The organism is Magnetospirillum sp. SS-4, assembly GCF_902729425.1.
In the GTDB taxonomy this organism is placed as follows: domain Bacteria; phylum Pseudomonadota; class Alphaproteobacteria; order Rhodospirillales; family Magnetospirillaceae; genus Phaeospirillum.
The window spans coordinates 1-20841 of record NZ_CACVCH010000051.1 but is presented as its reverse complement, the minus strand read 5'-3'; the positions used below and the strand labels follow the sequence as shown (position 1 = coordinate 20841).

15 protein-coding genes and 1 tRNA gene are annotated in these 20841 nt (G+C 67.5%); 7 read left to right on the top strand and 9 right to left on the bottom strand.

Annotated elements, in window-relative coordinates; genetic code table 11:
* Positions 1-53: 53 nt before the first annotated feature.
* Positions 54-1037, bottom strand: a complete 984-nt coding sequence (locus tag MTBSS4_RS08150; protein WP_173982906.1) for an SDR family NAD(P)-dependent oxidoreductase — start codon at positions 1035-1037, stop codon at positions 54-56.
* A 199-nt stretch (positions 1038-1236) separates the two neighbouring features.
* On the opposite strand from MTBSS4_RS08150, the gene MTBSS4_RS08145 reads away from it, so the two are divergent.
* The 3 genes from MTBSS4_RS08145 to ssb all read left to right on the top strand — a co-directional run bounded on the left by MTBSS4_RS08145 (position 1237) and on the right by ssb (position 5651).
* Entirely contained in the window at positions 1237-4671 is a 3435-nt protein-coding gene (locus MTBSS4_RS08145; RefSeq protein ID WP_173982905.1) for an indolepyruvate ferredoxin oxidoreductase family protein, read from the top strand.
* A gap of 14 nt (positions 4672-4685) precedes the next feature.
* Positions 4686-5084 carry a hypothetical protein gene (locus MTBSS4_RS08140; RefSeq protein WP_173982904.1) on the top strand — a complete coding sequence of 133 codons (399 nt, stop codon included), beginning with the start codon at positions 4686-4688 and terminating at the stop codon, positions 5082-5084.
* Positions 5085-5153: 69 nt separating this feature from the next.
* A complete protein-coding gene (gene ssb, locus MTBSS4_RS08135) occupies positions 5154-5651 on the top strand; it encodes a single-stranded DNA-binding protein (protein WP_173982903.1) in 498 nt (165 codons plus the stop codon).
* Between the two features lie 35 nt (positions 5652-5686).
* Here ssb and MTBSS4_RS08130 read toward each other — a convergent pair whose 3' ends face one another.
* Complete coding sequence (locus MTBSS4_RS08130; RefSeq protein WP_173982902.1) at positions 5687-9271, bottom strand: tetratricopeptide repeat protein; 3585 nt, start codon at positions 9269-9271, stop codon at positions 5687-5689.
* A 152-nt stretch (positions 9272-9423) separates the two neighbouring features.
* On the opposite strand from MTBSS4_RS08130, the gene MTBSS4_RS08125 reads away from it, so the two are divergent.
* Positions 9424-10599, top strand: a complete 1176-nt coding sequence (locus MTBSS4_RS08125) for an amidase (protein WP_173982901.1) — start codon at positions 9424-9426, stop codon at positions 10597-10599.
* 15 nt (positions 10600-10614) lie between these two features.
* On the opposite strand, the gene msrB is transcribed toward MTBSS4_RS08125, so the two are convergent.
* The 7 genes from msrB to MTBSS4_RS08090 all read right to left on the bottom strand — a co-directional run bounded on the left by msrB (position 10615) and on the right by MTBSS4_RS08090 (position 19151).
* Complete coding sequence (gene msrB / locus MTBSS4_RS08120) at positions 10615-11010, bottom strand: peptide-methionine (R)-S-oxide reductase MsrB (protein WP_173982900.1); 396 nt, start codon at positions 11008-11010, stop codon at positions 10615-10617.
* A 75-nt stretch (positions 11011-11085) separates the two neighbouring features.
* The gene (locus MTBSS4_RS08115; RefSeq protein ID WP_254432447.1) at positions 11086-12138 is read right to left on the bottom strand and encodes a hypothetical protein; all 1053 of its coding nucleotides are present in this window, start codon (positions 12136-12138) and stop codon (positions 11086-11088) included.
* A 17-nt stretch (positions 12139-12155) separates the two neighbouring features.
* On the bottom strand, positions 12156-12461 hold the full coding sequence (locus MTBSS4_RS08110) for a metal-sulfur cluster assembly factor (RefSeq protein WP_173982898.1): 306 nt from the start codon (positions 12459-12461) through the stop codon (positions 12156-12158).
* A 67-nt stretch (positions 12462-12528) separates the two neighbouring features.
* Entirely contained in the window at positions 12529-14595 is a 2067-nt protein-coding gene (locus tag MTBSS4_RS08105) for an ATP-binding protein (protein ID WP_173982897.1), read from the bottom strand.
* A gap of 4 nt (positions 14596-14599) precedes the next feature.
* Complete coding sequence (locus MTBSS4_RS08100) at positions 14600-15925, bottom strand: dihydroorotase (protein ID WP_173982896.1); 1326 nt, start codon at positions 15923-15925, stop codon at positions 14600-14602.
* A 26-nt stretch (positions 15926-15951) separates the two neighbouring features.
* The gene (gene asnB / locus MTBSS4_RS08095) at positions 15952-17709 is read right to left on the bottom strand and encodes an asparagine synthase (glutamine-hydrolyzing) (RefSeq protein ID WP_173982895.1); all 1758 of its coding nucleotides are present in this window, start codon (positions 17707-17709) and stop codon (positions 15952-15954) included.
* An 83-nt stretch (positions 17710-17792) separates the two neighbouring features.
* Positions 17793-19151, bottom strand: a complete 1359-nt coding sequence (locus MTBSS4_RS08090; RefSeq protein ID WP_173982894.1) for a TrpB-like pyridoxal phosphate-dependent enzyme — start codon at positions 19149-19151, stop codon at positions 17793-17795.
* A 183-nt stretch (positions 19152-19334) separates the two neighbouring features.
* Here MTBSS4_RS08090 and MTBSS4_RS08085 point away from each other — a divergent pair.
* The 3 genes from MTBSS4_RS08085 to MTBSS4_RS08075 all read left to right on the top strand — a co-directional run bounded on the left by MTBSS4_RS08085 (position 19335) and on the right by MTBSS4_RS08075 (position 20561).
* Positions 19335-19410: transfer RNA gene (locus MTBSS4_RS08085), tRNA-Lys, on the top strand.
* A 309-nt stretch (positions 19411-19719) separates the two neighbouring features.
* A complete protein-coding gene (locus tag MTBSS4_RS08080) occupies positions 19720-19926 on the top strand; it encodes an AlpA family transcriptional regulator (protein WP_173982893.1) in 207 nt (68 codons plus the stop codon).
* A 77-nt stretch (positions 19927-20003) separates the two neighbouring features.
* Positions 20004-20561: a hypothetical protein gene (locus MTBSS4_RS08075; protein ID WP_173982892.1), complete on the top strand. Its 558-nt coding sequence runs from the start codon at positions 20004-20006 to the stop codon at positions 20559-20561.
* Positions 20562-20841: the final 280 nt, after the last annotated feature.

Here is a 20841-nt window from a genome sequence, read left to right as displayed (position 1 = left end):
CAATACAGGTTTTTGAGGACTCCCTTATCCATATGGGGGGCTGGTCGAAGGCGTCAACCGAGGCCGTGGTATTCCTTGAACCAGCGGATGAAGGCGGGGACGCCGATGCTGATCGGCGTGGTCGGCGCGAAGCCGACGTCGCGCTGGATGGCGGAAATGTCGGCGGCGGTCTCCTTGACGTCGCCGGCCTGCATGGGTTCGAAGGCGTAGACCGCCTTGCGGCCCAGCGATTCCTCGATCAGGCCGATGAAATCCATCAGCTGTTCCGACTTGTTGTTGCCGATATTGTAGAGGTGGCAGGGCGGCTTGACGCCGTCGTCGACCGGCGGGTTGTCCAGCACGCCGATCACGCCCGAGACGATGTCGTCGATGAAGGTGAAGTCGCGGCGCATGTCGCCGTTGTTGAACACCCGGATCGGCTCGCCGGCGATGATGGCCTTGGCGAACAGGTAGGCGGCCATGTCGGGCCGGCCCCACGGGCCGTAGACGGTGAAGAAGCGCAGGCCGGTGGTCGGGATTCGGAACAGGTGGCTGTAGGAATGGCTCATCAGTTCGCCGGCCCGCTTGGTGGCGGCATAGAGCGAGATGGGAGTGTCGACCCGGTCCTCCACCGAGAACGGCAGCTTGGTGTTGGCGCCGTAGACCGAGGACGAACTGGCGTAGACGAAATGGCGGCACTTGTCCGAATGGCGGGCCATCTCCAGCATCGTCAGGTGTCCCTGGATGTTGGAGTGGGTGTAGTCGAACGGCGCGCTCAGCGAATGGCGCACCCCGGCCTGGGCCGCCAGGTTGATGTAATCGGTGATCCCGGGGTGGGCGCGCGCGACCTGGGCCATGGCCTCGCGGTCGGCAATGTCGGCGTTGACGAAGGCGAATCCCGGATTCCGCCCCAGATGCGACAACCGCAATTCCTTCAGCGCCACGTCGTAATAGGGGTTCAGGTTGTCGATTCCGACCACGGTCTCGCCACGCGCCAGCAGGCGCAGGCAGGTGTGGAAGCCGATGAAGCCGGCGGCACCGGTAACGAGAACGGTCATGCGCGAGAACCCCTTGTTCCAAGCCGCTTCCATATAACTTGAACCGTCCTGGAAATCATCCCCCGTCTTTCGTCATGATTCGGCAATTTCCTTGCCGCCGCGCCCGCCCCGGCAAGCATTCGTTGCTATTTCACCCGGCCATCTTTGCGTGAACGCCGGCGTCACCACTTGTATGATGGGGAAAGAGAGAGGCTCCGCCATGACCGTCTCCACCACCATCTCGCTCGACGACAAGTATCTTCAGGACCGGGGCCGGGTGTTCCTGTCCGGCATCCAGGCGCTGGTGCGGCTTCCCATGTTGCAGCGGTTGCGTGATCAGGCCGCCGGATTGAATACCGCCGGCTTCGTCTCGGGCTATCGCGGTTCTCCGCTGGGCGGGCTGGATCGGGAATTGTGGCGGGCCGAGCCGCATCTTGCCCGCCACCACATCCGCTTCCAGCCCGGTCTGAACGAGAATCTGGCCGCCACCGCGATCTGGGGCAGCCAGCAGATCGGGCTGTTTCCCGGCGCCGAGCGCGATGGAATCTTCGCCATGTGGTACGGCAAGGGACCGGGCGTCGATCAGGCCGTCGATGTGTTCAAGCACGGCAATTCGGCCGGCAGCGCCCGCCATGGCGGCGTGCTGGTGCTGGCCGGCGACGACCACGGCGCCAAGTCGTCCACCCTGGCCCATCAGAGCGAGCACGTCTTCATGGCGGCGCAGATGCCGGTGCTCAACCCGGCCGGTGTTCAGGAATTGCTGGATTTCGGCCTGTTCGGCTGGGCGTTGTCGCGCTATTCGGGCCTGTGGGTGGGCATGAAGGCCATTTCCGAGACAGTGGAAAGTTCGGCCTCGGTGGAAATCGACCCGTGGCGCCAGAGCTTCGTCACGCCGGAGGATTTCACCTTGCCGGAAGGCGGCCTGTCCATCCGCTGGCCGCATCGATTCCTGGAACAGGAAGAATTGCTGATGCGCCACCGCATCCCGGCGGCGCTGGCCTTCGCTCGGGCCAACCGCATCGACCGGGTGGTGATCGATTCGCCCGAACCGCGCTTCGGCATCTGCACCACCGGCAAGTCGTATCTGGACGTGTTGCAGGCCCTGGCCGATCTGGGCATCGATCTGCGCCACGCCGCCGAGATCGGCATCCGCCTCTACAAGGTGGGCATGAGCTGGCCGCTGGAGCAGGACGGCATCCGCGCCTTCGCCGAGGGTCTGGAGGAGATCCTGGTGGTCGAGGAAAAGCGCCCGGTCATCGAGGAGCAACTGAAGGCCCAGCTCTACAATTGGCGGGAAGACGTGCGTCCCCGCGTCGTCGGCAAACTCGACGAGGCCGGCGCCTGGATGCTGCCCGCGACCGCCGAGCTGACCCCCGCCCGGATCGCCCGTGTCATCGCGGCGCGTATCGGCCGATTCTACACCTCGCTCACCATCAAGAAGCGGCTGGACTGGCTGGACGCCAAGGATCGCCAACTGGCGGCGGTGCCCCAGGGCTTCAACCGCATTCCCTATTTCTGCGCCGGCTGCCCGCACAACACCTCGACCAACGTTCCCGAGGGCAGCCACGCCATGGCCGGTATCGGTTGCCACTTCATGGCCACCTGGATGGACCGCGACACCCTGACCTATACCCACATGGGCGGCGAGGGCGCCACCTGGATCGGCCAAGCGCCGTTCACCAGCCGTCGCCACATGTTCCAGAATCTGGGCGACGGCACCTATACCCATTCCGGCTCGCTGGCCATCCGCGCCGCCATCGCCGCCAAGGTCAACGTCACCTACAAGATCCTTTATAACGACGCCGTCGCCATGACCGGCGGCCAGCCGGCCGAATCCGCCTTCAGCGTCGCCGCCATGGCCGCCCAGGTCCGCGCCGAGGGTGTCGCCCGCATCGCCGTGGTCAGCGACGACCCCGGCAAGTATCCGACCGATGCCGGCTTTCCGCCCGGAACCAGCTTTCATCATCGCGACGGGCTCGACGCCCTTCAGCGCGAACTGCGCGAGGTGACCGGCGTCTCGGTGCTGATCTACGACCAGACCTGCGCCGCCGAGAAGCGCCGCCGCAGAAAGCGCGGCCTGATGCCCGACCCGCCCGAGCGCATCGTCATCAACGAGCGGGTGTGCGAGGGCTGCGGCGATTGCGGCGTCCAGTCCAATTGCGTCGCCGTGGTGCCGGTGGAGACGGAATGGGGCCGCAAGCGCGCCATCGACCAGTCGTCGTGCAATAAGGACTTCAGCTGCGTCAAGGGGTTCTGCCCCAGCTTCGTCTCGGTCAAGGGGGGGCGCCTGCATCATGCCGCCGGACTGGGCGGGCAATCCTTCCCGCCCCTGCCCAGCCCCGTCCTGCCCCAGGCGGTCGAGCCGTTCGGCATCGTGGTGACCGGCATCGGCGGCACCGGCATCGTCACCATCGCCGAGATTCTCGGCATGGCCGCCCATCTGGAGGGCCTGGGTGTCACCTCGCTGGACCAGACCGGGCTGGCCCAGAAGAACGGCGCGGTGATGAGCCATGTCCGCATCTGCGCCGACCCGGCCCAACTGCACGCGGTGCGCATCGCCTCGGGGCAGGCGCGCCTGCTGCTGGCCTGCGACATGGTGGTGGCGGCCGGTTTCGAGACCTTGTCCAAGCTGAAGCCCGGCCATTCGCTGGCGGTGGTCAACGATCACCAGTCCATGCCGGCCAGCTTCACCCATGCCCCCGACCTGGCGTTTCCAGGCCGGACCATGCATGACACCATCCGCGAGCAAGTGGGGGGGAACGTGGAGTTTCTCGATGCCACCCGTCTTGCCACCGCCCTGATGGGCGATGCTCTGGCCACCAACATGTTCCTGGTGGGCTATTCCTGGCAGAAGGGCGGCCTGCCGCTGTCGGAGGAGGCCATCCTGCGGGCCATCGAGCTGAATGGGGCCAAGGTGGAGTTCAATCGGCAGGCCTTCCTGTGGGGCCGCCGCGCCGCCGTGGATCTGGTCGCGGTGGAACGCCTCGCCTTGCCGCCGGCCGGCCCGTCCGATCATCGCCGGCTGTCCGTGACCCTGGATGAACTGGTCGAACGCCGGATGGCGCACCTGACCGCTTACCAGAATGCCGCCTATGCCGCCCGCTTCCGCCGGATGGTGGATCGGGTCCGCGAGGCCGAGCACCGGGCGGCGCCCCATTCCGAGGACCTGACCGAGGCGGTGGCACGCTCGCTCGCCAAGCTGATGAGCTACAAGGACGAGTACGAGGTGGCGCGGCTGTATTCCGACGGCGCCTTTCTCGACTCGCTGAAGGAGCAGTTCGAGGATTGGGAGCGTCTGGAAATCCATCTGGCGCCACCGCTGATGTCGGCCAGGAAGCGCCGCTTCGGCCCGTGGATGCTGCGGCTGATGCCGCTGCTGGCCCGTCTCAAGGTGCTGCGCGGCACCCCGTTCGACCCGTTCGGCCGGACCGCCGAGCGCCGGTTGGAACGCGCCCTGATCGGCGAGTTCGAGGCGGCGATTGAGGCGGTGCTGAAGACCCTTGGTCCGGCCAACCACTCGATTGCGGTCGAGATCGCCTCGCTTCCCCGCCAGATCCGGGGCTTCGGCCCCATCAAGGTCCGGGCGGCGGCCGAGGTCCAGGCCCGCATGGCGGAGCTGTCGCGGAAGGTGTATCCTTCCATCACTGGCGGATGATGGCTGGACCGGCGATGAAGAAGGTGATCACGGCGGAGCGGGTGGTGTCGGCCCGGACCTCCGATACCGGAGAGGCGGTTCGTCTGGTGCTGCTGGACGAGGCCGGCGAGGAAAGCGTGGTGATCCTGCCGCTGGACCAACTGGCCATTCTGTCGTCGTGGCTGGAGCAGGCCGGCCGGCTGTCGGACGTGGGCGAGCCCAGGCAGGGCTCCGCCGCGCCGGTGATGCAGGTCGACCGCTGGACGGTGCGGCCCGAGGCCGACGAGGAACACGTCCTGCTGGGCTTTCGCCTCGCCAGGGGTATCGAGGTCAACCTGCGCATGCACCGCAGCGGCGCCTCGGCCTATGTCAAGGCGCTGGGATCGCTGCTGGGCCGCATGCTGCCGGCGGCGGCGTCCAAGGCCAAGCATTAGTCCTTTCTCGGACCATCGGCTTGCAGTACGATCCGCCCCTGATTTTTCTCAAAGGGGAGCGACAGCGCCATGGCCGGCAGCGTCAACAAGGTCATTCTGCTCGGAAATCTGGGGCGCGATCCCGAGGTGCGCACCTCGCAGGACGGCTCCAAGATCGTCAATCTCAATATCGCGACCTCCGAGTCCTGGAAGGACCGCGCCACCGGCGAGCGCAAGGAAAAGACCGAGTGGCACCGGGTGGTGATCTTCAATCCCAATCTGGCCGACATCGCCGAGCGTTATCTGAAGAAGGGCAGCTCGGTCTATGTGGAAGGCGCCCTGCAAACCCGCAAGTGGACCGACCAGTCCGGGCAGGAGAAGTATTCCACCGAGGTGGTGATCGGCCGCTTCAAGGGCGAACTGACCCTGCTGGGCGGCCGTGACGGCGGCGGCGGCGGTGGCGGTGGTGGTGGCGGCGGTGGCTATGGCGGCGGTCGCGATTCCGGCGGCGGTGGCGGCGGACGCCAGGGCGGCGGCGGCCAGGGGTGGGAACCCCCGCCGGACATGGATGATGAAATTCCGTTCTGACCCCAGGAAGCTGACGCGCGGCGGCGGAAGCGGGGCTATCCCCGCTTTTTCGCCATCAGGACCTGGAGCGTCGCTCTGACCCGTTCGATCGCGTGGGTCCAGGACCCGTCGGCGGACTGGCGGAACACCCTGGCGCTTGGATACCACGGGCTATCGTCGCGTCCGTGTGGCCAGCGCCAGGTGAAGGCGTCGGGCAGCAGCAGCCGCACCGGCTTGCCCAGCGCCGCCGCGAGGTGAAGCTCGGCGGTGTCGCCGCCCACCACCACGTTCAGCCCGGCGATGACGGCGGCGGTTTCCGCCAGATCGGCCGGCGCCGGAATCGGCCGTTCCACCAGCGAACGGGCGCCGGCTGCCCGGATGGCCGGCCTGATCTCGGCCTCGTCGCCCAGCGCCACCAGCGCCAGGTCGGGGTCGGCGGCCAGGGCCAGCAGGTCGGCGAGGAAACAGCCGCGCCCCGCCGGACGTCCTCCCCAGGACAATCCCACCCGCAGCCGTTCGTCGCGGGCCGGGCGGCGGGGCCGCAATCCGGCCGGCAGGAACAGATAGGGCGGGCAGGCCAGCCGGGGCGTCCCGCCGCCGGCCAACAGGCGCGGCAGGTCGGTCAGTCCGGCGCGCAGGTCGCAGATCGGAAATGGGCCGTCGTCGCCGGTTACGCGCTCGACCCCGGACAGATCCTCCATCAGCGGCATCAGGCCGGGCTGGCAGACCAGCGTCGTCAGGCCGCCGCGTCCGGCCAGTTGCGGAATGAAGCGGGCCAGCAGGATGGCGTCGGCGTCGTCGCAATCCTGATGCACCAGCACCGACCGGGCCGACAGGTCCTCGCCCTGCCAGGCCGGAATATCCGGCGACGGCGGTGGTGGGGCGGGGCGGTGGCGGAATAAGGCGAAACCCTCGGCGGTTTCTCCGGCGGCGACCAATATCTGGGCCAGGGTCCAGGCGGCGCCGGGGCGGGAATCGCCAATCCGGCGCAGCAGGTCGGCGGCATCGGCAAGGCGTCCCTGATCGCGGCGCAGCAGCGCCAGATCATAGAGGCGATCAGGCGAATCCGGCAGGGCCGCCGACGCCATGGCGATGGCGGCATCGGCCTCGTCATGCCGGCGCAGTTCGCGCAGGGCGGTGCCCAGATTCGTCGCCACCGCCGGGTTGGCGGCGCGGACCAGGGCGCGGCGATAGCAGGAGATCGCGGCCTCGCGCCGTCCGGCCATGTGCATCAGCACGCCCTTGTTGGCGTTGGCGGCGGTGGCGAAGGGATCGTTCATCAACGCCCCGGCATAGGCGGCGGCGGTCTCGCCCAGGCGCCGCGCCGCCTGATGGGCCAGCCCTTCTCCGGTCAGCCGTTCGGCCTCGGCGTGGGCGGCGGCCACGTCCTCGGGCGAGGGCGGAAGGGCGGCGGGGCCGTAATGGGCGGCGGGGAGCACTTCGCCGGTGCGCAGCGCCAGGACGATTCCCGCCTCGCCGGTGAAGGGAACCACCGGCCCGAACGCGGTTCCGGTCGGGAACCGCCACAGCGAGAATCCGGCCTGGGCCAGTTGTTCGGCGGCATCGGCGCCGGGGACGTGCCGGAACGTCATCACGGCGGGGCGGTATCGGTCCAGCCCGGCCAGAATGTCGGAATCCCAGCCGGCCTGTCCCAGCCGCAGCACCAGCCGTCGGCCGGCGAGGTCGGGGCGTCCGTCCAGCAGCGAGGCCAGGGTGACGGTGACGGTGGTGCCGGGAATGCCGGGCGGCAGCGGAAACACCCGGCGGCCGCCGCACCGTCCGACCCTCGACACCAGGACCGGAACGCCGTTCCGGCCCAGGGCGGCGTCCGCCACCTCGACCCCGGGCCGTTCCGCCATGGCCTGCCGCAGGCGGGCGGCGGCGGCGGGATTGGGCTCCAGCGCCAGGATGCGCAGATCGTTCCGCTCGGGGATGAAGCCGCCGTTCTCGCCGCTCTCGATGTCCACCAGCAGGTCGTCCGGCCGCAGATGGGCGGCGAGCAAGGCCCGCTGCGCCGCCTCCGGGCCGGCATGGGCGGCGCGGAGTTCCGTCCGTTCCCGGCGCCGCTCTTCGGTCCGCCGCCGCAATTCGGCCGCGACCCGCGCGATCACCGGCCGCCAGTCGTCGTCCGTATCCTGGCGGAACAGCCGCATCCCCGGATACCAGGCCGAGGTCTCGCGGTTTCGGGTCCAGCGAGGATGGCAATCCACGGGCAGCAGCAGCAAGACGGGCTTGCCCAGGGCTGCGGCCAGATGGGCGGTGGGACAATCGGCGGCGACCACCAGGTCGAGTTCGGCGACGCGGCCGGCCAGATCGGCCAGGTCGGCGATGGCGGGGCCGAGGTCGGTGACCAGCGACGGATCGGCCAGGGTGGCGGCGGCGGACGGATCGGAGCCGAACTCCAGGGCGAACAGCACCACCCCCGGGCATTCCGACAGCGGCAGCAGCAGCGGAAACGGAATGCCGCCCTCCCAGGCCAGGCCGACCCGCAGCACGGCGTCTGGGGGCGCCAGGATCGGCCGTCGCCGCCGCTTCGCCGCCTCCAGCCATGGCGATTCGGGTAGCGATGACGGCGGCAGTCCGGTCAGGTGCGGCAGGTCGGCCAGGGCCGCGTGGAAATCGGCCTCCAGGTCGAGGGGCACCGGCCGGTCCAGCCGCAGCACCCGCTCCACCCCGCCGAGATCGCCGGCCAGCGACGTCATGGCCGGCGGAACCATCAGGGCGATGCGAAAGCCGCGTCCGGTCAGCAGGGGCAGGTGGCGCAGCAGCCGGATGGCGTCGGACAGGTCGTCCTCGGCATGGAGCAGCAGCAGGGTTCCCGGCGCGTCCTGTCCGGTCCAGGCCGCGCCGGGCAGGCGGGGGCGCTGGTGTCCGGGGCGCAGCCAGCGCCACTCGGCATCCTCGCGCCAATCCTCCTCGCGGCCGGCCAGCAGCCGGAGGTCCGCACGGGCCAGTCGCGCCTCCATATGCTCGCCGTCCAGGGCAAGGGCGCGGTCGAGCCGCAAGGCCGCCTCGTCCAGCCGCCCCAGCGCCATCAGCGAGCGGGCCAAGCCGGCATGATGCCCGGGGGCATCGGGGTCGAGGTCGATGGCGTCGTGCCAGAGTTCGATGGCGGCGACATGGTCGCGGCGGCGGTCCCGCAGCCCGGCGAGGGCGGCGACCGCCGCCACATGGGTCGGCTTCAGCGCCAGGGCGCGGCGCAGGCAGGCCTCGGCGGCGGCGGCGTGTCCCTCGTCGGCCAGCAATCCGGCCAGCCCGGTCCAGGCATAGGGGGATTCCGGCTGTTCGTTCAGCAGCAGGTCGTGGATGGCGTGGGCGTCCTCGGACCGTCCCAGGCGCCGCAACGCCTCGGCGGTTTCCAGGCGGGCGCCGATGTGGCGGGGATCGATCTCCAGAATGGCGAGGCAGCTTTCCAGTGCCCGGTGAAGTTCACCCGACCGCAGGCGGATACGGGCCATGGCCAGCCGGGCCTCCACATGGCCGGGATCGATCCTGATCACCCTGGCATAGGCCCTTATCGCCGCGTCGACGTCGCCGGTGCGCAGGGCCAGCCCCGCCTCGTCGAGCAGGGCGGCGATTTCGGCGGCGGACGGATCCCCGGGACTCGCGATTCCGACATCAAGGGCTTGGTCGTCGTTCATGGGAAAAGTCAAACCCGCCGGCCGTACTTAATCAAGTCCAATCCGCTGGACCGGGACACCGGCTCCGGCTATTTTGCCATCCACCGTTGTCGATGCGATTTGGTCTCCCTCCAGGCTCCAGATCGCGTCGCGTCCTTGTGAGGGGCATCGCCATGCATGATCCGTTGAACGCCTTCGCCCTGGGAGGCGACGTCTATATCGATGGCGCCAAGTCGGGTCCGCTCGCCGGCCTCACCTTCGCCGCCAAGGATGTGTTCGATGTCGCCGGCTATGTCACCGGCGCCGGCAATCCCGACTGGCGGCGGCTGGCCGAACCGGCCGGACATACCGCCTGGGCGGTGGCCTCCTTGCTGGAATCCGGCGCACGCCTGGTGGGCAAGACCATCACCGACGAATTGAGCCGCGGCATTTTCGGCGACAACGCCCATTACGGAACCCCCGACAATCCCCGCGCCCCCGGTCATGTTCCCGGCGGCTCCAGCAGCGGATCGGCGGCGGCGGTGGCCGGCGGCCTGTGCGACATGGCGCTGGGCACCGACACCGCCGGCTCGACCCGGGTGCCGGCCTCGTTCTGCGGCATTTACGGCCTGCGTCCGACCCTGGGCGCCATTCCCGCCGACGGCGTCATCTGCCAGTCCAACACCTTCGACGTCGTCGGCCTGATGGCCGACGATCCCGCCGTCCTGGCCAGGATGGGCGAGGTGCTGCTGCGCAAGAAGGTCAAGGATTCCCATCCGGCCAAGGCGGTGGTGCTGGAAGACGCGCTGGAGGCCTCGGACCCGTCGGTCGCCGCCGCCTTCGAGGCGGCTCTGCCCCGCATCAGGGACGCGGTGGGGACGATCGTTCGCGGCACCCGTGTCTCGCCGGTGCCGCTGGCCGATTGGGTGGAGCACCAGAACGCCATCCAGGGGCGCGAAGCCTGGGAGACCTTCGGCGAATGGATCAACCTGTCCAATCCCCGCCTCGGCTTCGAGGTAGCGGATAATTTCCTGCGCGGCGCCCGCGTCTCCAACCGTACCGTCTCGGCCGCCCGCGGCTTTCGCCTGCGGGCCAGGCGGTGGGTGCTGGACGCCCTGGCCGGCAATGCCGTGCTGGTGCTGCCGACCACGCCGGTCACCGCGCCGCCGGTTCACAGCCCGCGCTCGGTGCTGTGGGACATTCGGACCCGCATGGTCAGCCTGACCGCCATCGCCGGCATGGCCGGCTGTCCGCAGATCAGCCTGCCGCTGTGCAAGGCCGATGGGCTGCCGGTCGGGCTGTCGCTGATCGGTCCGCGTGGCGGCGACGCCATGCTGCTGGCGCTTGCCCGGCAAATCGGCCGGGTCTGACGCCATCGGAAGGGGTCACCTCGGCTTCAAGGTCAGCGCCAGCGAGTTGATGCAGTAGCGCAGTCCGCCGGGGGCGGGGCCATCGTCGAACACGTGCCCGAGATGGGCGTCGCAGCGGGCGCACAGAACCTCGGTGCGGCTCATGCCGTGGGAGAAGTCCGCCTCCTCCGCCACCGCCTTGGCCGAAAGCGGCCGGGTGAAACTGGGCCAGCCGCAGCCGGAATGGAACTTGGCCTCCGAGGCGAACAGTTCCTGGCCGCAGGCGACGCAGGCATAGGTGCCGGGGGTGTCGGTGCCGCAATAGGCGCCGCTGTACGGCGGCTCGGTGGCCTTCCTGCGGGCGACGGCGTATTGCTCCGGCGTCAGCAGCGCCCGCCATTCCGCATCGCTTTTCACCACCTTGTCGGCCATGGCGTCCTCCTTGACTCGCTCTCGTTCCGATATGGTGAGCATGGGGCAGGACGCCGAGGTGGCCCGGTCAAAAATTCATCCGGGCTTTCGCGCCCGGATCACCGTCGCCAGCATGGTCAGGATGAATACGACGATGGCGGCCGCATTGGCCAGACCGCCCCACTGCCTGACCGCGTGAAGGTCGGCGAGATCGCCCGCCAGCCGCAGGATCAGCGAGGCGTGCAGCAAGATCAGCGGGCCGTAGAACCATGGCCTGTAGGGCACCGCCACCCGCAGCACCGCCGGCAGGATCACCGGGGCGTGGCCGAACACCATGGCGAAGACGAAGCCGACGAACAGGGAATGCAGGGCGGCATCAGCCCGCGGGCCGCCTTCCCCCAATCCCAGGCCAAGCATCAGCAGGCCGGATACCGCCGCCCAGCCGTAGCCCGACAGCAGGCAGACGGCGACATAGCGGGTCAGGCCGGGCTGGCGGATGGTGCGGCGGACCACGTCGTTCCTGAGGCACCACAGGGTCAGCAGCACCAGCCCCAGGCCGAACAGGGTCCAGGCTGCCGCCATGCCCGCCGCCGCCGTGCCGCATCCGGCCAGCAGCAGCGCGAGAACCGGCAGCAGGGTCGGGGTGCGCCACCGCCATGGCGGCAGGAAGCGCGACAGCTCCAGCCGCTCGCCGGCGATGGTCAGAACCAGGAATCCGGCCCATAGCGGCACCACCTCAGATGGCGGGGCGCCGGCCAGCCACAGCAGGTTGCCGATCAGCCAGCAGGCGCCGCCCAGGCTCAGCACGGCGGTGAACACCTCGCGCTGGCGGACCAGTACCGCCAGGCTCATCAGGACAAAGACCAGGCTTCCCAGGCTTTGGGCCAGGGCGCCGGCCTGGAAAAAGCCCGCCATCAGGGCGATGCCGCCAAGGGCGGTGGCGGCGGGCGCCATGTATCCCCAGGGTTTGCCCAGGGCGACGGCGCGTTCCAGACCGATGACGGTTCCGAAGAAGCCGCACACCATCAGCGGGCCATGCGCCGCCATCAGGTCGCCCGATCCCACCGGCCAGCCCAGGCGGCCCTCGCCGGCGATCATGCCGGCGATCAGGGACACGCCGCCGGCGGCCAGCAGGGGAAGTCGCCTCATGGTCGGGCTTGCGGGCATCAGCCGGGCCAGCCCATGATCTTCTTGGCGGAGTCCGACATGCGGTCGGGCTGCCAGAACGGCGAGTCCACCACCTGGACGCTGACCGGATGCGCGTCCTTGCAGGCGCTTCGCACCGCCCGTTCCGATTCGTCGGCGATGTAGCCGCTTTGCGGGCAGGCCGGCGTCGTCATGATCAGGTCGACATAGATGCCCTCGGGCGCGATGGCGACCCGTTCCACCAGCCCGAGATCGACGATGTTGACGCCGATATCGGGGTCGATGACCTGGCGCAGCGCCTCGAAGATGTCGTCCTCGGTGATCATGATGGCCTCTTCCCGAATGAGATGGTCCGAGTCTACCCTTCGGCGGGGATGAAGCGCTTGATGGCGATCAAGCCAGGGTCCGGGGCAGGACGATGTGGAAGCTGCTGCCCTGGCCCGGAATGGAGTGGAGCCGGATGCGGCCGCCCAGGCGTTCGATGATCTTCTTGCAGATGGCCAGCCCGATGCCGGTGCCGTCGAACTTGTCGCGGGTATGCAGGCGCTGGAAGATTCCGAAAATCTTGTCGTGATATTCGGGCGAGATGCCGATGCCATTGTCGGAAACCTCGATCACCCAGTCGGTTTCCTCCAGGCGCGCGCTGATCCGCACCACCGGCGAACGGGTTGAGTCGCGGTATTTCAGGGCGTTGCCGATCAGGTTCTGAAACAGCCGGATCATGTCTTCCCGAACGGCGCGGATGACCGGCAGGTGGTTGCTCCGCTCGACCGACGCGGCGGATTCGGCGATATGCGGCGCCAGATTCGAGATGGCCTGATCCACCGCGTCGTCCAGCGGAACCGTCTCCTCTGCCTGGGACTGGTGGCCGATGCGCGAGAATTCGAGCAGGTCGATGATCAACTGGTTCATGCGCTTGGCGCCGTCGCGGGCGAAACGGATGAATTCGATGCCGTCCTCGTCCAGCCGCTCGCCGTAGCGCCGTTCCAGCAGCGAGACATAGCTGGCAACCTGCCGCAGCGGTTCACGCAGGTCGTGGGAGGCCACGTAGGCGAACTGTTCAAGGTCGGCGTTGGAGCGGGCCAACTCGTCGGCCTGGGCCATCAAGGCGTGCTCGGTCTCCAGGCGCTGGGTGATGTCGCGGAACACCAGCACGGCGCCGTTGATGCCGTTTTCGTCGATGACGCCGGTAACGATCAGCTCGACCGGGAAATTGCTGCCGTCGTTTCGCCAGAAGGTGTCGCCGGCGATCTCGCGGGTCTGGCCGTCCGCCAGGGTCAGGGTGACCGGGCAGTCCGTCTCGTGGCAGGGGGTGCCGTCGGAATAGCTGTGATGAATGGATTGGTGCAGTGAACGGCCGATGGGGTCTATGCGTTCCCAGCCCAGCATCCGCCGGGCCGCTGGATTGATGAAGCCGACCCGGCCGTCGGCATCGATGCCGCAGATTCCCTCGCCCGCCGAGGACAGGATCAGCTCGGCGTCGCGGTGGGCGCGCTGGGTTTCCCGCTGGGCGCGTTCCTCCGCCTTCATGGCCCGCAGCAGGAAGGCGGCGAAGGCCATGCTGGCCAGGGTGACCAGGGCCGCCATCGTCACCAGGGTATAGGTTTCGCGCCGCCAGGGATGCAGGAGGTCCTCGACCTCGGCGGTGACGGTGACGTACAGCGGATAGTCCCGCAGCCTCGCGAACGAGACCAGCTTGGGCGGCGTGCCGACGGCGGTGCCGTCCGAGTAGTAGGTGCCGCGCAAGGCCACGGAAATATGGTTGTCCCACGACGGCGTGCCGGCGATGGAACGGCCGATGATGTTCTGTCCGGCCGGAACCCGGAACAGGAAGGTGCCGTCGGTCCGCATGATCGAGATGGCGCCATCCGGCTTCAGGCGTTCCGCCTCGAAGGTGCGGGCGATGCGGTCCAGTTCCATGGCGGCGAACAGCACGCCGATGTTGCCGCCGCCCTTGTCGATGGGAATGGAGACCGGAATGCCCCACTTGCCGGTAACCCGGCTGATCACCGGATCGCCGACGAAGAAGCCGCGGCTGGTGGGGTCGGACTGGGCCTTGAAATAGTCGCGGTCGCTGACATCGGCCAGCGGCCTGGGGCCGCGCTTGGGGATGTAGTGGAGACCGCCCGCCCGGTTGACCATGCGCAGGTCCAGCAATCCCTCCGAGATCAGGCGCAGCCGGTCCACCAGGGCGATGAAGGCGGGGGCCTCGCCCGGGTCGAGGTTGGGATGGTCGCCCATCCACAGCCGCGAGACCTCCAGCGATATTTCCGCCTGCTTGAACAGGCGGATGGTCTGTTCCTCGACCGCGCTGGTCAACTGTTCCAGCAGCACCGTGCTGGTTTGCATGACGTGCTGGCGTTGCGACCACGACCAGTAGGCGACGAATCCCCACAGCGCCAGCAGCAGCGCCCCCAGCAACCCGATCACCAGCCTGCGGTTGGTGAGGCGGTGGGGCATGCCGCTACCGACTCTCCTGGAAGCGGACCGGTTCGCCGGCCGGGCTGCCCAGCAACTGGCCGTCGCGCATCACGACGCGGCCCCTGACGATGGTCGCCACCGGCCAGCCGGTGACCCGCTTGCCGTCGAACGGCGTCCAGCCGCAGCGGCTTTCGATCCAGGCGTTGGTGATGGTCCGTTCCGCCTTCATGTCGACCACGGTGAAATCGGCGTCGTAGCCGAGGGCGATGCGGCCCTTGCCGGCGATGTTGTAGACGCGGGCCGGGCCGGCGCTGGTCAGGTCGATGAAGCGTTCCAGGCTGAGGCGGCCTTGCTTGACATGGTCGAGCATGAGGGGAACCAGGGTCTGGACGCCGGTCATGCCCGACGGGCTTTGCGGATAGGGCTTGTCCTTCTCGTCGCGGGTGTGCGGCGCGTGGTCCGATCCCAGCACGTCCACCACGCCGTCGGCGATGGCCTGCCACAGGGCGTCGCGGTGGCGGGCGTCGCGGATGGGCGGATTCATCTGGGCGTAGGTGCCCAGCCGCTCGTAGCATTCCGGCGCCGCCAGGGTCAGGTGCTGCGGCGTGGTCTCGACCGTGGCCAGGTCCTTGTGCTCGGACAGGAACGCCATCTCCTCGGCGGTGGTGACGTGCAGCACATGGACGCGCCGCCGCGCCGATTCCGCCAGCCGGACCAGCCGCCGCGTCGCCAGCAGCGCCGTCTCGGCGTCGCGCCACTGGTCGTGGGCGCGGGGATGGCCGGCCTTGTCGGCAAGATGCTTCCGCTCGGCCAGCCGGCCCTCGTCCTCGCAATGAACGGCGACGCGCCTGAATCCCTGGCGCAGCACCGCCTCCAGCGTTTCGTCGTCGGCCACCAGCAGCGAGCCGGTGGAGGACCCCATGAACACCTTGACGCCGGCGCAGCCGGGCATCCGTTCCCACTCGGCCAGTCGGGCGACGTTGTCGGCGGCGGCGCCCAGGAAGAAGGCATGGTCGACCCAGGCGCGGCCCCTGGCGCGGGCCAGCTTGTCGGCGATGGCCTCGGCGGTGGTGGTGGACGGCTTGGTGTTGGGCATCTCGAAGACGGCGACGACGCCGCCCTGGGCGGCGCCGGCGGTCCCGGACGCCAGGTCCTCCTTGTGCTCCAGTCCCGGCTCGCGGAAATGGACCTGGGTGTCGATGACGCCGGGCAGCACGGTCAGGCCGCGTGCGTCGATCTCCTCGGCGGTGACGCCGTGGGTCAGGTCGCCGATGGTGGCGATGCGGCCGCCCCGCACGCCGATGTCGGCGCGTTCGGTGCCGTTGGGGGTGACAAGGGCGCCGTGGCGCAGGATCAGGTCATAGGTCATCGGGCTCTCCGCCGGACTGATGATGATCATACCTTATCAGCCAGTTCGGAAAAAACATCCCCTTGAGGCATCTTTCCGAGCATGTGGCGCCTATGCCACAACGCGAAGAACAGCAAGGTCCAGCAGGCGAAGCCGGCATCCTTCGAGCCGGACCGGAACAGCGCCTCGACCCGGCCGGGGCGGCAGATCTCGGCGATGCCGGGCTGGGCGGCGACCAGTTGCCCGACCTCGGGGCGGGCGGCGATCCATTCCGCCACCGGCACGGTGAATCCCCGCTTCCTTTCGAATGGGCGGGCGGCGGGCAGGGCGGTTTCCAGCCATTTTCTCAGCAGCCACTTGCCCAGCCCCTTGCGCACCTTCAGATGGTCAGGCAGGCGGAAGGCCAGGGCCGCGACCACCGGGTCGAGGAACGGGACCCGTCCCTCGATGCCGTTGGCCATCAGGCAGCGGTCGGCCTTGGTCAGAAGGTCGTTGGGCAGCCAGTCGGCGATATCGACGGCCTGGGCCCGTTGCAGCGCCGAGCGGCCGGTGGCGGCCTCGGCCCGCTCCGCCGCCTGGATGCCGTCGCGCCAGCCATGGGCGACGCCGTCGCGCAGCACGTCCAGGCCGTCGAAGGTGCCGCCCCGCCGCATGGGCTTGGCGAACGGCCACGGCCGCATGGCGTGGCGATAGCGGCCATAGCCGGCGAACAATTCGTCGCCGCCCTCGCCCGACAGGATGACCTTGACGTCCTTGGCGGCCTCGGCGGCCAGCTTGTAGGTGGGAAGGCAGGCGTAATCGGCGGCGGGGTCGTCCATGCAGGCGGCGACGCGGGGCAGCAGCGACCAGAAATCGGCCTCGCCGAATTCCACCTCCACATGGCGGGCGCCGGTGGCGCGGGCCAGTTCGCGGGCGTGCTCGCGCTCGTCATGGGCCTGGGTTCCGGGAAAGCCGGCGGTATAGGCCAGAACCCCGCGAGGGTTGAGCCGCGCCATCAGCGCCAGCACCACCGAGGAATCGATGCCGCCCGACAGGAACATGCCATAGGGCACGTCGGATCGCTGGTGCAGGCCCACCGATTCGGTCAGGACGTCGTCGAGGCGATCCAGCAGATCGTCCATGCCGCCCGGTTCGGGGGCGCCGGCCGGCAGGGCGGCAAGGCGGCGGCTGTCCTGGACGCAGCCCTGCTCGGCCACCACCGTCTCGCCCGGCGCCATGCGGCGGATGCCTTTGAATATAGTGGCCTGTCCGGTGGTGAATTGCAGTTGCAGCAGTTCGGCCCGCGCCCGGGGGTCGATCTCCGGCTTGACCAGTCCGGCCCGGACCAGCGCCTGCGGTTCCGAGGCGAAGGCCAGGCCGGGATGGGATTCCGCCAGATAGAGCGGCTTGATTCCGAACGGGTCGCGGGTCAGCACCAGCCGTCCGCGGGCGGGGTCGTGGATGGCGATGGCGTACATGCCGCGCAGGCTGCGGGCGAATCCGGTTCCCCGGTGGGCATAAAGGTGCAGCGGCGGTTCGCAGTCCGAGCCGGTGGCGAACGCCTGTCCCGGCATGTCCGATTTCAGTTCCAGGTAGTTGTAGACCTCGCCGTTGGCGACGATGGCCCGGCCCTCGCCGTCGACGATGGGCTGGCGGCCGCCTTCCAGGTCGATGATGGACAGACGGTTCTGCACCATGGCGACATTGCCGGAAAGGTGACGGCCGCGCCCGTCGGGACCGCGATGGGCCAGCGCCTCGGCCAGCCGGTCGAGCACGCCCTCGTCGGGGGCGGCGTTGACGGTCATCAGGCCGGCGATACCGCACATGGGAGACGTTCCGGGAGGGAATTGGGAAGGGGGGAAGAGAGAGGGGGGAGGAGGACGGCCGGTCCGTCCTCCCCCGTGTCCGGTCAGCCGATCTTGGGCAATTCGGCCAGGGCGGCGTCCAGCGCCGACTGGTCGTAGGTATTGTCCTTCAGGTTGCCGGCGAAATAGTCGGTATAGGCCTGCATGTCGAAATGGCCGTGTCCCGACAGGTTGAACAAGATGGTCTCGGTCTTGCCCTCGGCCTTGAGCCGCAGGGCCTCGTCGATGGCGGCCTTGACGGCGTGCGACGATTCCGGCGCCGGCACGATGCCCTCGGCGCGGGCGAACTGCACCGCGGCGGCGAAGCATTCGGTCTGGTGATAGGCCCTGGCCTCCATCAGTCCCTGGTCCTTGACGTGGCTGACCATGGGGGCCATGCCGTGATAGCGCAGCCCGCCGGCGTGCGAGCCCGGCGGCATGAAGGTGGACCCCAGGGTGTGCATCTTGACCAGCGGGGTCAGGTGGCCGGTGTCGCCGAAATCATAGGCGTAGACGCCCTTGGTCAGGGTCGGGCACGACGCCGGCTCGACGCCGATCACCCGGACCTTGGCTCCCTTCAGGTTCTCGCGGATATAGGGGAAGGCGAGGCCGGCGAAGTTGGAGCCGCCGCCGGTGCAGGCGATGACGATGTCGGGCTGGTCGCCGGCCATCTCCATCTGCATCATCGCTTCCTCGCCGATCACCGTCTGGTGCAGGCAGACGTGGTTCAGCACGCTGCCCAGCGCGTATTTGGTGTCGTCGCGCGACGCGGCGACCTCGACCGCCTCCGAGATGGCGATGCCCAGCGAGCCGCTGGACTCGGGGTCCTTCTCCAGGATGGCGCGGCCGGCATTGGTCAGAGTCGACGGACTGGCGACGCAGGTGGCGCCGTAGGTTTCCATCAGGGCGCGGCGATAGGGCTTCTGGTTGTAGGAAATCTTGACCATGAAGACCTCGACCTCCAGCCCGAACAGCGAGCCGGCGAAGGCCAGCGACGAGCCCCACTGGCCGGCGCCGGTTTCGGTCGACAGCCGCTTGACGCCTTCCTGCTTGTTGTAGAAGGCCTGCGGCACCGAGGTGTTGGGCTTGTGGCTGCCGGCCGGGCTGACGCCCTCGTACTTGAAATAGATCCGGGCCGGGGTGCCCAGCGCCTTTTCCAGCCGCCGGGCGCGGACCAGCGGCGACGGCCGCCACAGCTTGTAGACGTCGCGCACCGGCTCGGGAATCTCGACCCAGCGTTCGGTGGTCACCTCCTGGGCGATCACCGCCATGGGAAAGATGGGGGCGAGGTCGTCAGGGCCGATGGGCTGGCCGGTGCCGGGATGAAGCGGCGGCGGCACCGGTACCGGCAGGTCGGCGTTCAGGTTGTACCAGGCCTTGGGCAGCCGGTCCTCCGGCAGCAGATACTTCGTGCTCTCGCTCATCTCCCACGCTCCCCCGGTTTGGCTGGGTATTGTCAGACCGCAGTTGTACGCCGGGAGAGACCGGTTGCAAAGAGGAGACGAACGCCGTCGCGGAGGCGTGAATTTTCCCCTTGCGCCCTCGGTCCGAACGACATATAAAGCCGCCCTCTGCCGGGGGGTTCCAGCCTCCATGGCAGGCACTGCGGGTGCATAGCTCAGTTGGTAGAGCAGCTGACTCTTAATCAGCGGGCCCAAGGTTCGAGTCCTTGTGCACCCACCAAATTTCTCAAGGCCCTGGCGGGTAACCGCCAGGGCCTTGATGCTTTTTGGAGTGCCTTCGGGGCACAAGCGGGGGCACGACTCAAATCCGGGGCGCATAGCGGAACGCTCCCGAATCCCCGGGCACCTCGGAGGCGAGGTTTGCCGTTCTTGGTTTGTGCCTCCTAAGCTGGGGCGGGGCATGGACCAATGCGAGCGAAACTCTCGACTCCCGTCCGCGACAGGCATACGCTTTTTCGGCCTATCCGGTGCGGCTTTTCCACCGAGGCGTCGCGATGCCTCCCGCAAGGGAGAAATCCGATGACTCGGTTTGATAAAGCGGCTCTTGTCGAAGAAGGAGTTACGGACCGTCTGTGGCATCCCATGCTCACCCCAGCACATCCAGCGACTGGAGACGGCCGGCAAATTCCCCAAGCGGGTACGGCTTGGCTGCAGCCGCATCGTGTGGCTGTTGTCCGAGGTGGATCAATGGGTGAGCGAGCGAATCACCATGCGTGATGCGCCCGTTGAAAACTGACGTTTTCCCTTCTGAGGGGCGGGGCTGGCAGGGTGCGCACTTTGCCAGCCCTTATTGTTATGCTTTCGGAGTCCGCCATGCCCAATCAGATGTTGCCATCTGGTATTTTTATCCGACAGGAAATAATTGAGGCGGTACGTTTTGTTTTTTTTGATACTGAATGCGAGGAATGGCCTTACGCCACCCATGGCGGTACAGGATTCATTGTTAATTATTGCAACAAAATCTACGCCATAACGTGCGCCCATGTACGGGGAGATTTTGTCTGGGCGGAACTTAACATAACGAACAGAAAACATGGCAACAAAATTGCCGGAATTAGTGAAATTTATTATATAACCTCACCGGAGGAAGAGGCAAAGGACTCTGACATAGTCGATGTGGTCGTGGTGGCTTTTCGCGATGACGTAGATGCAAATTTTTTCGATGGCACAGCCTATATATTTAATAGCGGCACTATCGCGACAAGCTCCATTCGAGATAAAATATTTGTATACGGAGCCTTAAAGGAAAAAAGCTCAATTATAGATGGAAAAATAGCCCCTGTTTATTGTTGTCTTGAAATGCAAGACAGCGGCCCAGAAACAAGTGACACTACCCTTCGCCATGCGATTGCTAGATTTGAAAGTCATTAATTTTCTTCACTCACGGGAGTTAGCGGATCTCCTGTATTTAATGTTACCAAGAATGCACTCTCTGGTATGGTGGTAAGGGCTGGAATTTATGGCGACTTATGCAACGCATACTACATTGATGTTTTTGACATTGATAAGATTTTGCACGGAGTTCACTTGGGTGAAACACACATATCCTACAAAAAAGTGATCCCAAGGCTGCTGAAGCCCTAAAAAATATTTAGAGCGGTTTCAGCCTGAGCAGAATCATCCAAGGGATTCCCTCTGAAGGCGGTTTGTG

Bases quoted from the DNA above. Each gene is read 5' to 3' on its own strand.
- msrB (WP_173982900.1), bottom strand. From the start codon at position 11,010: ATGGCCGACAAGGTGGTGAAAAGCGATGCGGAATGGCGGGCGCTGCTG.
- ssb (WP_173982903.1), top strand. From the start codon at position 5,154: ATGGCCGGCAGCGTCAACAAGGTCATTCTGCTCGGAAATCTGGGGCGC.
- asnB (WP_173982895.1), bottom strand. From the start codon at position 17,709: ATGTGCGGTATCGCCGGCCTGATGACCGTCAACGCCGCCCCCGACGAG.
- MTBSS4_RS08125 (WP_173982901.1), top strand. From the start codon at position 9,424: ATGCATGATCCGTTGAACGCCTTCGCCCTGGGAGGCGACGTCTATATC.
- MTBSS4_RS08130 (WP_173982902.1), bottom strand. From the start codon at position 9,271: ATGAACGACGACCAAGCCCTTGATGTCGGAATCGCGAGTCCCGGGGAT.
- MTBSS4_RS08075 (WP_173982892.1), top strand. From the start codon at position 20,004: ATGCCCAATCAGATGTTGCCATCTGGTATTTTTATCCGACAGGAAATA.
- MTBSS4_RS08115 (WP_254432447.1), bottom strand. From the start codon at position 12,138: ATGAGGCGACTTCCCCTGCTGGCCGCCGGCGGCGTGTCCCTGATCGCC.
- MTBSS4_RS08145 (WP_173982905.1), top strand. From the start codon at position 1,237: ATGACCGTCTCCACCACCATCTCGCTCGACGACAAGTATCTTCAGGAC.
- MTBSS4_RS08100 (WP_173982896.1), bottom strand. From the start codon at position 15,925: ATGACCTATGACCTGATCCTGCGCCACGGCGCCCTTGTCACCCCCAAC.
- MTBSS4_RS08140 (WP_173982904.1), top strand. From the start codon at position 4,686: ATGAAGAAGGTGATCACGGCGGAGCGGGTGGTGTCGGCCCGGACCTCC.
- MTBSS4_RS08110 (WP_173982898.1), bottom strand. From the start codon at position 12,461: ATGATCACCGAGGACGACATCTTCGAGGCGCTGCGCCAGGTCATCGAC.
- MTBSS4_RS08105 (WP_173982897.1), bottom strand. From the start codon at position 14,595: ATGCCCCACCGCCTCACCAACCGCAGGCTGGTGATCGGGTTGCTGGGG.
- MTBSS4_RS08090 (WP_173982894.1), bottom strand. From the start codon at position 19,151: ATGAGCGAGAGCACGAAGTATCTGCTGCCGGAGGACCGGCTGCCCAAG.
- MTBSS4_RS08150 (WP_173982906.1), bottom strand. From the start codon at position 1,037: ATGACCGTTCTCGTTACCGGTGCCGCCGGCTTCATCGGCTTCCACACC.